Genomic DNA, 14036 nt, shown 5'->3' with positions numbered 1-14036 from the left:
GGCCCGATTGGCGGCCCAAGTTCCTCTTGTCGACCCCTGAGCCGCACGTCCCGTTGGCCTGGCAGATCAGTACATTTGTTGCAATATAAAACGAGCACTCTTCCAGAGATTTCCCAAGGGTAACGAGCAACGATTCGTTACCTTTTTTGACTTCAAGGCCAGGGACTGCGGCATCCGTCGTTCTCTCTCCGCTTTGGCGTCATTACAGCCGCCCTTGGCGACTGAATGCCTTCAGTGGGCGCTGACCCGTTCGGCGCTCAAAAAACTTAAAGAACGTGGAGACACCCATGCAAACAGACACAACTCGCGAGAACTCGCCGGCTTCGGCGCCGCAGTCAGGCCAATCGCAACAAGACCTGTCCGCGACCGCTCCCGGCCAGCTGCGCGTGATCAAGCGTAACGGCACCGTCGTCCCTTACACCGATGACAAAATCACCGTCGCCATCACCAAAGCGTTTCTCGCAGTTGAGGGCGGTACCGCCGCTGCGTCTTCGCGTATCCACGACACCGTTGCCCGTCTGACCGAACAGGTCAGCGCCACCTTCAAGCGTCGCATGCCTTCGGGCGGCACCATCCACATCGAAGAAATCCAGGATCAGGTCGAACTGGCCCTGATGCGTGCCGGCGAGCAAAAAGTGGCGCGCGACTACGTCATCTATCGCAACGAGCGCTCCAAGGAGCGTGCCGTGCGTGGCAATGACGCGCCGGTCCAGGCTCACCCCTCGATCCGCATCACCCGCGCCGACGGCAGCGTTGCGCCATTGGACATGGGTCGCTTGAACACCATCGTCACCGAGGCTTGCGAAGGTCTGGCTGAAGTCGATGCGAACCTGATCCAGAGCGAAACCCTGAAAAACCTGTACGACGGCGTGGCGATGAAAGACGTCAACACCGCACTGGTGATGACCGCCCGTACCCTGGTGGAGCGTGAGCCGAACTACTCGTTCGTCACCGCCCGCCTGCTGATGGACACCCTGCGTGCCGAAGGTCTGAGCTTCCTGGAAGTGGCCGAGAGCGCCACCCACCACGAAATGGCCGACCTGTACGCCAAGGCCCTGCCGTCCTACATCGCCAAAGGCATTCAGTACGAACTGCTGAACCCGGTCCTGGCCACCTTTGACCTGGAAAAACTGGGCAAGGCGATCAACCACGAGCGCGACCAGCAATTCACTTACCTGGGCCTGCAAACCCTGTACGACCGTTACTTCATCCACAAGGATGGCGTGCGTTTCGAACTGCCGCAGATCTTCTTCATGCGCGTGGCCATGGGCCTGGCAATCGAAGAAAAAGCCAGGGAAGACCGCGCCATCGAGTTCTACAACCTGTTGTCGTCCTTCGACTACATGGCCTCGACGCCTACCCTGTTCAACGCCGGCACCCTGCGCCCGCAATTGTCCAGCTGCTACCTGACCACCGTGCCGGATGACCTGTCGGGCATCTACCACGCGATCCACGACAACGCCATGCTGTCCAAATTCGCAGGCGGCCTGGGCAACGACTGGACGCCGGTTCGCGCACTGGGTTCCTACATCAAGGGCACCAACGGCAAGTCTCAGGGCGTCGTACCGTTCCTGAAAGTCGTCAACGACACCGCCGTGGCCGTCAACCAGGGCGGCAAGCGCAAAGGTGCCGTGTGTGCGTACCTTGAAACCTGGCACATGGACATTGAAGAGTTCATCGAGCTGCGCAAGAACACCGGTGATGATCGCCGTCGTACCCACGACATGAACACCGCCAACTGGATCCCTGACCTGTTCATGAAGCGCGTCTTCGATGACGGCCCGTGGACCCTGTTCTCGCCATCCGAAGTGCCGGACCTGCACGACCTGACCGGCAAGGCGTTCCAGGAGCGTTACGAGTACTACGAAGCGCTGACCGAATACCCAGGCAAGGTCAAACTGTTCAAGACCATCCAGGCCAAGGATCTGTGGCGCAAGATGCTCTCGATGCTGTTCGAAACCGGCCACCCATGGTTGACCTTCAAGGACCCGTGCAACCTGCGCAGCCCGCAGCAGCACGTGGGCGTGGTTCACAGCTCGAACCTGTGCACCGAGATCACCCTGAACACCAACAAAGACGAGATCGCGGTCTGCAACCTGGGCTCGATCAACCTGCCGAACCACATCGTCGACGGCAAACTGAACACCGAGAAGCTCAAGCGCACCATCGACGTGGCCGTACGCATGCTCGATAACGTGATCGACATCAACTACTACTCGGTGCCTCAGGCCAAGAACTCCAACTTCCGTCACCGTCCGGTTGGCCTGGGCATCATGGGCTTCCAGGACGCCCTGTACCTGCAGCACATTCCTTACGGCTCCGATGCCGCCGTGGAATTTGCCGACCGTTCCATGGAAGCCGTCAGCTACTACGCGATTCAGGCATCCTGCGACCTGGCCGATGAGCGCGGCGCGTACGAGACGTTCCAGGGTTCCCTGTGGTCCAAAGGCATCCTGCCGCTGGATTCGCAACAGATCCTGATCGAACAGCGTGGCCAGAAGTACATCGACGTTGACCTGAACGAAACCCTGGACTGGGCGCCGGTACGTGCCCGTGTGCAGAAAGGCATTCGTAACTCCAACATCATGGCCATCGCACCGACCGCGACCATCGCCAACATCACCGGCGTCTCGCAGTCGATCGAACCGACCTACCAGAACCTGTACGTGAAATCGAACCTCTCCGGCGAGTTCACCGTGATCAACCCGTACCTGGTTCGCGACCTCAAGGCCCGCGACCTGTGGGACTCGGTCATGATCAACGACCTGAAGTACTACGACGGTTCCGTGCAGCAAATCGAACGCATCCCGCAGGAGCTCAAAGAGCTTTACGCGACCGCCTTCGAAGTGGACACCAAGTGGATCGTTGACGCGGCAAGCCGTCGCCAGAAGTGGATCGACCAGGCTCAGTCCCTGAACCTGTACATCGCCGGCGCCTCGGGCAAGAAGCTGGACGTGACCTACCGCATGGCCTGGTACCGTGGCCTGAAAACCACTTACTACCTCCGTGCCCTGGCCGCGACCAGCACCGAAAAATCCACCGTCAACACCGGCAAGCTCAACGCCGTATCGAGCGGTGGCCTCGGCCCGGACGAATCGGCACTCACCGCCCCCCGCCCAACCGAAGCCGCCCCGGCCGGTCCAGCGCCAGTGCCTAAAGCCTGCGCCATCGACGAGCCGGATTGCGAGGCTTGCCAGTAAGGCAAAGCCCAAGGCTGCCTCGCTCCTGTTGGAGCGAGGCTTGCCAGTAAGACAGGCAAAGCCCAAGGCTGTCTCGCTCTTGTTGGAGCGAGGCTTGCCCGCGAATAAGGCCCGCACGGTCTAACGGTAGGAATATGCAAACCCGGGAGCATCAAACCCTCCCGGCCTGTCACCACTCCACCCCTGCGCGCCAAACTGAGCGCCTTCCCATCTTGAGGTCGTTTACGCCTCTCCCTCGCTGCAAAAAAAACCTATAGCGCTAAAACACGCAGCACGTTTGCGCCTCGAAGGCTTCGATACAACGCCACACGATGCCAAACGCACACTGCGCCCCGCGAAGAACGGCTGAACACCCATGGCCGGCAGTGAATCGCCAAAAGCGGTCTCCCCGCGATAAAAGCCAATGCTTGCGTCAGTCAGAGGTCAGAGGTCAGAGGGCGAACATTCTCTGCCAATCAAAGGGGGCTTTCCGGCGCTTCTATCGACCATGGCGACTATCACGTTCACCAGCTCATCCTTGGCCTGATCAGCGTTGATCTCTCCACTGACGGCCGCCTGCGATAGCGCCTCAGCCGCACCCAGCATGGCCCGCAAGCCGGCAGAGGTCAGTCCTGCAGTGCCTGCAAAGGGCTCAAAGGCTTGTCGGCATTTGTTCAGGAATACGCTTTCGTACTCGCGCTTGGTGCGCTCCAGTTCAGGGGTGCTGGCCAGCGCGGCGATGACGCCCGGTATTTCCCGGCCTTGCAGCAGAACGCAGTCGACATAAGCGGTGGCAATAACTTGCGCCTTGCCCGGCAAAGTCGGTTCGCCGGCTTCCAACGCCGCGTCCATGAGTTGCGTTTGCCGCGCATCGAAATCCTGATAGAGGGCCACCAGCAGGCCCGAGCGGGTACCGAAATGGTCGTAAACCACCGGTTTGGTCACGCCGGACTGTTCGGCCAACCGGCCAAGGGTCAGCGCCTCGGTGCCTTCGTCGCGCACCAGTTGCCAGGCGGCGTCCAACAGTTGGCGCAGCCTGTTCCCGCGGGTCAGTCGACGGCGAGGTGTGGGGGGCGTGTTTTCATGGGTTGACATCGCTATGTACCAAAAGTAACTTACCAAAGGTAACTTACTGAAAGTATATAGCCGTCACTGCTCACCCTCAACCGCCCTGGGAGGCTCTGCCATGCACGCACTCATTGTTATCGCCCACCCCGAACCGCTCTCGCTTACCCATGCCGTCGCCGCACGCATCGGCGAAGGCCTGGTTTCGGCCAATCCTGCAAACACCTTTGAGCTTGCCGACCTCACCGCGCAGCGCTTCGATCCATGTTTTTCCAAAGCAGACCTGGCGGTGCATCACCGTCTATCAGTGCCACCCGCTGATGTCGCCGCCGAGCAGGCCAGAATCGACCGGGCCGATGCTCTGGTGCTGGTCTTCCCGGTTTACTGGTGGTCCATGCCGGCATTGCTGAAGGGTTGGATCGACCGGGTATTCTCCAATGGTTGGGCATTCGACTTTCGCCCGGAAGCACCGCTGGTAAAAAAGCTAAGGCACCTACGCGTTCACCTCGTTGGAATTGGCGGTGCCGATGCGGACACCTATACCCGCCATGGCTACTCTGCGGCCATGAAGACTCAGATTGACCATGGCATTTTCGACTACTGCGGCGCTGAAGTCGTGAGCTCGCATCTTCTGCTCGACTCCGAAACAGCGGAACCGGCCATTACCCTGCAGGCGGGAGAAAACGTGGGACGAAAACTGTTTGAGACCTCGGCCACCACAGCGTAACGCGGCGCTTGGCGCGCGGGCCTCATGCTGTCCGCTCGCCGCCGCCCCTCTAGCCAGGTGGCCACTCGCCAAAGCGCGATGCACCACTAAAGCGTCCGGCCAAATCGGCAATGGACAGCCCTGCATTGGCAAGCCGTCAAGCCGTCAAGCCGTCAAGCCGTCAAGCCGTCAAGCCGCTGACACCTGCGCGTATTTCCACCTCCAGCGAAAACCGTCCGTCGATTGACACGTTGAATTTTCGGCCTGGATTTGCCCATTGAAATCCAGGCTTCCTTGCCACGCCCTTTATCCACGGCGCCGAAAAATATTGACCCCGATCAAGCCAGTAATTCATATCCGAAAACGTACACATCAGCGATTGCCGTGGCATGCTTCACACTATATGCTGCGTTTCGAAATGTAAAAAAGCACCATATAAGGGATTTCGCTCCGTTTTGCACTGACGTTCACCCGGTTGAGAATGGCAGCACAGAACGTGGAATAAAAAGCGAAAAATCCCCCACCAAAATCAGTCGAATGAACAAGGCGCGGGCAAAATCTGTATAATCCCGCGCTCGCTCAAGGGTACTCAAAATGACCATTTGCAATGGCAATGCAGTCTTACCTGAAAGCAACCTCAACGATCCGTTTTGTTCGCCTGAATGGCTCATCGCCGCGGCCGCAATTCCACTGATCGATCTGAGTCTTCAGATGATCAATCCCGAGTAGCACTCGAAAAATTCCGTTGCCCGCGTCATCAACACGACGCAGGCACTGCATCCTTTAAATTTCAGGAGCCTGCACCATGCTGAGCTGGGACGAATTCGATAAAGAAGACGGCGAAGTAGTCGCCAAAGCGACCAACGCCGGTCACGCCAACGAAGCCAACATGGACCGCCTCGACAGCGCCGGTGGCGCCGCGGCCCTTGAAGCACGCAACATCACTGACAAAGACTCCGCCGCCCTGATCCGCGCCAAAAAAGCCCTGGACGCCCTGGACGTCGCTGAAGGTCTGGCCGAACTCGAAGGCGCCAGCGCCCGCGTGGCCGTTGACGAAAAAATGATGATCAACTGCCGCGCCGACCTGAACCAGCTCGTGCCTTTCAAGTACGACTGGGCGTGGCAGAAGTACCTGGACGGTTGCGCAAACCACTGGATGCCGCAAGAAGTCAACATGACCGCCGACATCGCCCTCTGGAAAGACCCGCAAGGCCTGACCGACGACGAGCGCCGCATTGTCATGCGCAACCTGGGCTTCTTCTCCACCGCCGACTCCCTGGTTGCCAACAACCTCGTGCTGGCCGTGTACCGCCTGATCACCAACCCGGAGTGCCGCCAGTACATCCTGCGCCAGGCCTTCGAAGAAGCGATCCACACCCACGCTTACCAGTACTGCATCGAATCGCTGGCCATGGATGAAGGCGAGATCTTCAACATGTACCACGAGATCCCGTCAGTCGCGAAAAAAGCCGCCTGGGGCCTGAAATACACCCGTTCGATCTCCGATCCGAAGTTCGAAACCGGCACCGTCGACACCGACAAGGAACTGCTGCGCAACCTGATCGCTTACTACTGCGTACTGGAAGGCATCTTCTTCTATTGCGGCTTCACCCAGATCCTCTCCATGGGCCGCCGCAACAAAATGACCGGCGTCGCCGAGCAGTTCCAATACATCCTGCGCGACGAATCCATGCACCTGAACTTCGGCATCGACGTGATCAACCAGATCAAAATCGAAAACCCGCACCTGTGGGACGCCGAGATGAAGGAAGAAGCCAGCCAGATGATTCTGCAAGGCACCCAGCTAGAAATCGAATACGCCCGCGACACCATGCCCCGCGGCGTACTGGGCATGAACGCCGCGATGATGGAGGACTACCTCAAATTCATCGCCAACCGTCGCCTTTCGCAAATCGGTTTGAAAGAAGAATACCCGGGTACCACGAATCCATTCCCATGGATGAGCGAAATCATGGACTTGAAGAAAGAGAAGAACTTCTTTGAGACTCGGGTGATTGAGTATCAAACGGGTGGGGCGTTGAGCTGGGATTGATCATCAGGGCTGCTCAGCCCTGAGCCCAAATAAAGCCAGAAGCGTAATGCTTCTGGCTTTTTTATTGGGCACTGATAAACATAGAAATACAGCTTAGTCGTAAACACGCTTAATCATCATCTTCGTACTTCCCCCTCTCACAGAACAACGTCAAGCCGACGATCCACATCATGAGGGAAAGCGTAAACGGAGAAAATCTATCCGGCTCCGGTCTGACCGTGAAGGTTAGAACGACCCCAACAGTGCCCAGTAAAATCCCCAGCCACTTGCGATACCTGCGGGACTTCACCTTGTACATCAGGAGGCAAGCAACGCTAAAGCTCAATCCGAAGAGTATGTTATCCATCATGACGGATTGATCCTGGCCGCAATCAACAAAGACATTGACGAGTGCTGCGGACCAATGCCGCCACTGACTGAAGCATGGGCATCAATCACAACGTCACCTTGATGATAGGTGCGCAGTCGGTCGTCGACAAAAGCCCCGGCCCCCGACCCGGCCAGAAAACTCGCCAAGGCCCCGGCCGGCTTAAACAACATAGCTGCTGAACCGCTTGCTATACGCACAATATTAATCCGTTGCTCGTTGAACCTATCAGCTTGCTCACGAAGCAAGGGTTTGGATATCGCCACCAACATTTCACAAGGCAAACCCTTGGCCTGCATGCGCTCATAAAGGTCGATCACCAACGTGTTGATTTCATAGTCTGTGGCGACACTCTCGGACAATCGTAAGTGTTGGAGACCAGGGCGATCAGAGGGGGTTACGGTAAACCGGTGCAGCATAAAAACCACACCGAAGTGCCCGATGTATTGCGTCCGTTCTTGCTTCATTCATTAGGTCCATTGAGGGAATGACGCAAGATTTTCCGCTGATTGAGCCCGTTATGGAGCGGGGAATGGACGATTTGGAGACCGCTGATAAGGTTTTCGGATGTTTCCTACTTGCGGGCACTGAGCATTGCGCCGCGACAAAATCGTGACCGCCCCACATAAATCGAACTTGTAACGAACCACCCTACTAATGCACCATCCTTTTCCTACAGCTTTTCGGAAAAGGACTACACGTTGTCAAAAAATATCTTACAGCCTTCACTCTCTGGAGTGTTCGCATCACAGCGGTTGGAGGCAGGTAAGGTCTACACCCGTGATGACCTGAAGGGACTTTTCCAGATCACCGCTTCGAGTATCAATAATGGGATTTTCAAGCCAACCGGCTTGGATTCTGTATGGATCTTCGTCACTGAGCATAAAACGGCTGACCGAACCCAGTACAACGATAGGCTCACCGGCGACTTGCTCTGGATGGAAGGCCAGCTCAAAGGTGGCACCGACCCTCTCATCAAAGAGCACATTGCGCTTGGCTTAGAATTGTTGGTGTTCTACCGGAAAAAGAAATACGAGCACCCAGGCGCAGGTTTTACGTTCGAAGGCCGTTTTACCTGCAAAGGCTATGAAGGTTCAGCACCGACTCAATTCAAACTGCAAAGAGCGAGCAGTCCGAGTCGGGAAATAACCGTTATAGAAGCCGAGCTGGATACACAAAGAGCGTTCGATCCTGATGGCATCGTCGATGCCCGTAAGCGCGTTTTGTCCAGTATTGTCCGGCGCCAAGGCCAAGCGGAATTTCGTAAAAAATTACTCACGGCCTATTCAGGGCAGTGCGCGGTGACCGGTTGCCTTATCACGGCTCTACTTGAAGCGGCACACGTCGTCCCGTATCAGGGCACAAAGACGAATGTGGTCAGCAACGGTTTACTGCTTCGCGCAGACATTCATACGCTGTATGACCTGGGCCTTTTGTGGATTGATCCCGATACGTTACGGGTGAATATGGTTGAACCGCTGAAGAGCAGTGAATACGGAGCGCTAGCAAACAAACCTATTTTTCTTCCTGAGACGCCGTCTGACAGGCCGAGCCGGGAGGCGTTGCAGTCCCATCTGAACACGTTTCGAGTGCTCGGTGACTGTCCGAGCACAGCGCCGGCCTAAGCTCCTTTCAGAATCCCCCTACAACCTTGCCCGCCCGCCAAACCGCGCGTAAGAAATGAGCGCCACGTGGTGTTACTCAGCACTCGTCACAAACCTGAAGAACAATTAATGGCGGGCGAATCGGGGTGGGTTACACGATACTGGTGCATCACTTCCATGGGGAGAACCGTGAATTGCGGCGCTGGTCATACTTTGCTTGCGCAAAGACGTGCCGTTCCATGACGACACCCCGAGTTTGAGACTGATGCAATTACCGGAATTGGCAGTGTGTTTGTGGGTAAGCAAACTCATGAGCCTATTCTCAAAACGCTTGAACAGGTGTCAGGCATGAACCTTGTTGCTGATTGCATCCCAGCCACCGGTAATTTGCCCTGACATTTGTCCTGTGCTGCGGATTTGTTTTGAATAAACCATTTTGATGCGTCCGTAGTTCAAGGTCAGCAACTCACTTGGAAAGGCGTTGGCCGTACCGCCATTACCCAGTAACGAAAATGAGCTGATAATGACTTCCTCCAGTTGGATTTCCAAATATTTGACTTTGGAATCACCCGCTCTAAAAACGTGAAGGCTGACTTTATTGAAGTGCTTTCCGCTGCAGCAGGCTTCGTGAAGTTTTGGAGTGGCGTTGTCCACTAACTTACGGACAAGCATGTCTCTCATGTAAGCGCGGCCGGAGGTAGCGCCACCTGATGAAGTGGCGGTCGCAGAAGCGGTCTGATTTGCTGAAAGCTCAAAATCCTCCAGTTCGATCCAGTTTTCGTAGCCCGCAGATAGGGTTTCGCCAGGCACACCTTCGATGTGTAGATAGGCATCGAATGACATTGCAATTCCTTTTAATGATCGCTTCATGCCCTCCAGAGCGGAGGGTCCGGTCATTGAAATTGAATGCCGCCTCCGGAATTAGCTCATGCACACCAGCGCCCAAGCGGGCAGCTTCCCATCGTGGTGTAGGGTTATTCATACGGCATGGAATTGTCGAGCAGTAGCGGCTTCATACCCGTTGCTCTACTGATCGGATTATGCAGGAGTCAATCCGGTGTAAGCCTTACATCCCCCCAACCGATTATTTTTTCAAACCCGGTCAGACAAATACCCAAACTGACCGCTAACCTGCTCGCCAAAATTTTCAGAAATGCCCTACAACCTTCCCCCTTGCCCACCCCATCAACCCGCCCTACCCTTGCACCGCGCCTAAGAAACGCACAAAGAGACTTAACAGCAGCGGCCAGACCGCCCCCGATAAAATGCGGCTTTTTTGTACCTGCGGCCCCCGGCTGCGCGTCCTAAAATTTCTGCTATGTCGGGAGTGGACTAATACAAGACCCGCAAGGGAAATACGTCCGGCCTTTTCTGCTGTGAGGTTTCTTAACTCCCGACGCCTTTTAAAGAAGCGAACAGCAGAGATCACATAATGCCTAACCTCGACTCACCAAGCCCTCGCTGGCCCTCCACAACAGAAGCCCTCAAACCCACCACCTTCCACCGCCACAACCGCCCGCTCCATGCCCTGCTGCTGGAAACCCAAGCCTGGTTCAGCGCTCGGGATTTGGGACGTTTGATGGGCTGGCCGTTGAATGAGCGGACGATGCGCAAGCTGGATGCGGATCAGTATCGAGTGATGACGCTGAGTCATCATTACGGGGATGAGGATGAGCTGATGCTCAATGAGTCGGGGGCGTACGCAATGCTGGTTCATCACTATCACGCGGAAAATCGTGGGCTGCGGCAGTGGATTACCAATGACGTGGTGCCTTCGCTGCGGGGCGATCAGGTGCCGACGGACGACCGCGCGCCAAACCTGAGCCTGCTGCAATGGCCGGGGTTGTCGGTGAGTTTGCTGCATTGGCAGAGCGAGCCGTGGATTCGGTTGCGGGATATGCCCAAGATGTTGCCGCATCCGCAGATACAGGCTGAGTCGGTGTCGCGTCGGCTGGCTCGGCCTTGGTGGCGGGCGATTTGGCAGGGCGTTGGTTTCGGGACTTGCCCGCGGTAGCGCCGGATCAAACCATCCTGTGGCGAGTGGCCTGCCGCCTCGCGGGCAAACGCGTGCCCGTAGGAGGCAATATCCTCCAGGCGTGGGAAACAGCATGATGACCGTCGCGCAGCGTTGGGTCGTGATAGCAATACTCATCGAGATCACATCCTTATCATTCGAAGTTTTTGCAGCAATCAGTGGTCAGGCTGCGGTTCCTGCAGCAGCCGTTTAGGCAGAAATACCGGTGAGATATGGATAATCGACATCCGCACCACGTGATTGAGCATCACGAAGGCAGGATCAAGCTTGAGCAGCAAAGCCGCTGCGGTCATGACCTCAACACCGCCAGGAACCCACGACATGAATAGCGACAGGAACGGCTTGCCGGTCAGCTTGCTGAACGCGAAGGCGACCAGCAATGTCGTGCAGAACGTCAGGGCAGTGACCACCAGACCGGCGCGGATGTAGCGCACGAAATCCTTGAGCGTGATGTCCTTGAGGCGAATGCCGATCAGGCCGCCAAGCAGGATCAGCGCAATGATCGCCAGCGGATCGGGAACATGCAGATGGGCTTGCGGAAAACCGACGTTGACCGCGGCGGTGCAAATCAGTCCGGTCAACATGTAGGGGGCAGGAACATCAAAGCGCTCCAGCAAATAACCGGCGACCACTGCCGCGATCGCTGGAGGGATCACGCCCAGGTAATCATTGAACGAACCCAGTATCGGGGCCGGGCTTTCAGCGTGCCCACCGGCAATGATCGTCACCGCCAGCAGCAGCGCGAGCAAACGGACAATGTGCACGAACGCGATGCGCCCGGAGGCCGGGCCCTCCTCTCCCGAGACCGTCATCACCGCCGCCATTGCGCCGGGAATGGATCCGAGCAGGCTCTCTAAATGCCCCCAGCGTTCCATCCGTCGCAGCCAGTTGTAGCCGACGAAAATCTGCGTAGTCATGCAGATGAGCAAGCCGACCAGAATGCTGAAATCCGTCAGCTCACGCATCATTGAGGCGGTGACGATCGAGCCGACGCTGACCCCCAGCAGCAACTGCACGGTAGCTACGAACGGATACGGCATACGCATGCGTACGCCCATTTTGCTGAGCGCCGTGACGAGGCAGATCGCGCCGATCAGATCACCCAGCGGCAGTCCGGTCATGTAACCGAACCATGCACCCAAGGCCGCCACGGGAATCGGAATAAGGCTTTCGAACACAGTCTTCATTGGATATCCACTTTTCTGCAGGCGTGACGATTCCGTCCAGCTCAGGAAGGTCAGCTCAATTAATGTCGAAAGGAGGTGCGGTAAGGTCTACACCGCGGAGGCAATTTCTCTGCCCGACCCTTCGCAACTTTCGTGGAACCAGACGTCGACCTGATGCAGCCTGTCGCGCAACTCGGCCTCATCCTGTCCTGCGACGAAGGCGTTGAGGATTTCCGAGTGGGTGTATTCCATGCCGCCATACGATGTCATCTTGCTGGCGGAAATTCGGCACTCCAGAACGCCGTCGAGCGGGCAGGTTTGCGGGACGCCTCTCTGGTCAAGCGCGGCATTCCCACTCACGGCAGAGTGTTGGGGATGAACTTTTGGCGGGCAAAAGGCAATGAGCTGCATACGGCTTTCCTTGCAATCTTCCAGAATCTGTAAATTTCCAACCCAGGGCATCAAATCCACGCCAGATCGGGAGTTTCAGTAGCTTGATAAAAACCCGAAGTACAGGCCAATACCGATTCAGTCGTTATTGATACTTTCCCAAGCACTGTTGAGGTCGTTACTCGCAGTCATCTCGGTTTTTCCTTGTCGGATGATGATTTCAGGTACGTTCACGGGCGCGGGAGCGGCGATGACGGCAATGGGGAAGACTTCCAGCCACCACGCACAATCAGCAGCGGCAGCAACTGGAAAACCGCGATCAACGCGATACAGCCAGGCCAGCCCCATGGCTCCCACAGGACACCCGGCACAAAGGCGCCGAAACTGCCGCCCAGGTAATAGCAAGTCAGATACAGGCCCACGGCGCCGGCCTTGTTTTGCCGGGCATGGACGGTAATAAAGGAATTGGCGGCGGACTGGGCGAGGAACACGCCGGTGCAACTGAGTGCCAGACCGACAACGATCAGCCACAACGATGGCCCCAGGGTCAGCACGGAACCGCTGACGCCCAGCCATGCCGCCACCTTGATCAATTCGCTACGAGGCCGGTTCTTGCTCATGCGCCCGGCGATCGGCACCACCACCAGGGCAAGCAGGAACACCGTATAAATCGAACCGAGCGCAGCGGTACCCAGCCCAAACGGCGCCCGGTCCAGGTGTATGCCGACATAAGTAAACGTCGCGACTTGGGCGAACAGCACGCAGAAACCCACGGCGTAGGTGGTCAGCAACGGCCTGCTTAGCAATTCGCTGCGCATTGTCGGGTGATCGGCAGGCGGTGGTAGGGTTGACCGAGGGTTGCGGGGCAACAGCAGCAAAATTCCCAGACCGAGGATCAGGTTCAAACCGGCCAGCACTGCCAGCGCTAGACGCCAATCCTCGAACTCGGTCAGCAAGCCGGTCAAAAAGCGTCCGCTAAAGCCTCCCATAACCGTGCCGGCGATATACAGGCTGGTCATTTCTGTCACGGCACCGCCGCTCCAGCGAACGCCGATATAAGCAACACTCGTGGCAAACACCACAGGAATCAGCACGCCCTGAACCGCTCGCCAGAGCAGCAGCTCGCTGAAGCTGTCCGAGCAGGATGCCATCACCGCAGGCAGTGCCATCGATATCGCGGCCACGGCGATGACCCGATGCTGCTTGCCTCGCGCAGTCAACCGACCAACAAAGGGGGCAGTGAGTGCCACGGCAAGGGTAGTGACGGTGATGCTCCAACTCGCTTGTTTAGCCGATAGTTGAAACGCAGCAGCCAGCTCGTTCATCAGTCCTTGAGTGGAATAAAGGTTGATAAACGCGGCGCACCCAGCCAAAAACAAGGCAACTCGAGGACAGCTCACACGATCATTCCCAAGATTATTTGTAATATTTTTAAACAACTTTATAAGATAGGTTGCCAAAAGGATCCAAT

General features: G+C 56.9%; 11 protein-coding genes. 5 read left to right on the top strand and 6 right to left on the bottom strand.

The genetic code is table 11. The annotated features are described in order from the left end of the window. Nucleotides 1–287 precede the first annotated feature (287 nt). Entirely contained in the window at nt 288–3200 is a 2913-nt protein-coding gene (locus ACP7B0_RS08210) for a ribonucleoside-diphosphate reductase subunit alpha (protein ID WP_426140682.1), read from the top strand. A gap of 423 nt (nt 3201–3623) precedes the next feature. Here the strand turns inward: ACP7B0_RS08210 and ACP7B0_RS08205 are convergent, their stop codons facing one another. Next, nucleotides 3624–4274, bottom strand: a complete 651-nt coding sequence (locus ACP7B0_RS08205; RefSeq protein ID WP_426140681.1) for a TetR/AcrR family transcriptional regulator — start codon at nt 4272–4274, stop codon at nt 3624–3626. A gap of 91 nt (nt 4275–4365) precedes the next feature. Here ACP7B0_RS08205 and ACP7B0_RS08200 point away from each other — a divergent pair, with 91 nt between their 5' ends. Beyond that, nucleotides 4366–4971, top strand: a complete 606-nt coding sequence (locus ACP7B0_RS08200) for an NAD(P)H-dependent oxidoreductase (RefSeq protein WP_426140680.1) — start codon at nt 4366–4368, stop codon at nt 4969–4971. A 784-nt stretch (nt 4972–5755) separates the two neighbouring features. After that, nucleotides 5756–7003, top strand: a complete 1248-nt coding sequence (locus ACP7B0_RS08195; protein WP_426140679.1) for a ribonucleotide-diphosphate reductase subunit beta — start codon at nt 5756–5758, stop codon at nt 7001–7003. Nucleotides 7004–7348: 345 nt separating this feature from the next. Here ACP7B0_RS08195 and ACP7B0_RS08190 read toward each other — a convergent pair whose 3' ends face one another. After that, complete coding sequence (locus ACP7B0_RS08190; protein ID WP_426140678.1) at nt 7349–7837, bottom strand: hypothetical protein; 489 nt, start codon at nt 7835–7837, stop codon at nt 7349–7351. 234 nt (nt 7838–8071) lie between these two features. Here ACP7B0_RS08190 and ACP7B0_RS08185 point away from each other — a divergent pair, with 234 nt between their 5' ends. After that, nucleotides 8072–8995: an HNH endonuclease gene (locus ACP7B0_RS08185; protein WP_426140676.1), complete on the top strand. Its 924-nt coding sequence runs from the start codon at nt 8072–8074 to the stop codon at nt 8993–8995. Between the two features lie 321 nt (nt 8996–9316). On the opposite strand, the gene ACP7B0_RS08180 is transcribed toward ACP7B0_RS08185, so the two are convergent. Continuing rightward, the gene (locus ACP7B0_RS08180; RefSeq protein ID WP_426140675.1) at nt 9317–9817 is read right to left on the bottom strand and encodes an Hcp family type VI secretion system effector; all 501 of its coding nucleotides are present in this window, start codon (nt 9815–9817) and stop codon (nt 9317–9319) included. A gap of 589 nt (nt 9818–10406) precedes the next feature. Here ACP7B0_RS08180 and ACP7B0_RS08175 point away from each other — a divergent pair. Next, nucleotides 10407–10988: a BRO-N domain-containing protein gene (locus tag ACP7B0_RS08175; RefSeq protein ID WP_426140674.1), complete on the top strand. Its 582-nt coding sequence runs from the start codon at nt 10407–10409 to the stop codon at nt 10986–10988. Between the two features lie 176 nt (nt 10989–11164). Here ACP7B0_RS08175 and ACP7B0_RS08170 read toward each other — a convergent pair whose 3' ends face one another. From ACP7B0_RS08170 to ACP7B0_RS08160, 3 genes are all read right to left on the bottom strand, one after another. Next, on the bottom strand, nt 11165–12196 hold the full coding sequence (locus ACP7B0_RS08170; protein WP_426140672.1) for an AbrB family transcriptional regulator: 1032 nt from the start codon (nt 12194–12196) through the stop codon (nt 11165–11167). Nucleotides 12197–12283: 87 nt separating this feature from the next. Beyond that, nucleotides 12284–12586 (bottom strand): hypothetical protein, encoded by a 303-nt coding sequence (locus ACP7B0_RS08165; protein WP_426140671.1) that lies wholly within the window; start codon nt 12584–12586, stop codon nt 12284–12286. 209 nt (nt 12587–12795) lie between these two features. Continuing rightward, complete coding sequence (locus ACP7B0_RS08160; protein WP_426140867.1) at nt 12796–13992, bottom strand: MFS transporter; 1197 nt, start codon at nt 13990–13992, stop codon at nt 12796–12798. Nucleotides 13993–14036: the final 44 nt, after the last annotated feature.

The organism is Pseudomonas sp. DWP3-1-2 (assembly GCF_049896285.1).
Taxonomy (GTDB): domain Bacteria; phylum Pseudomonadota; class Gammaproteobacteria; order Pseudomonadales; family Pseudomonadaceae; genus Aquipseudomonas.
Note: the sequence above shows the minus strand (reverse complement) of the source record. Positions and strands in the feature narration are given on the sequence as shown.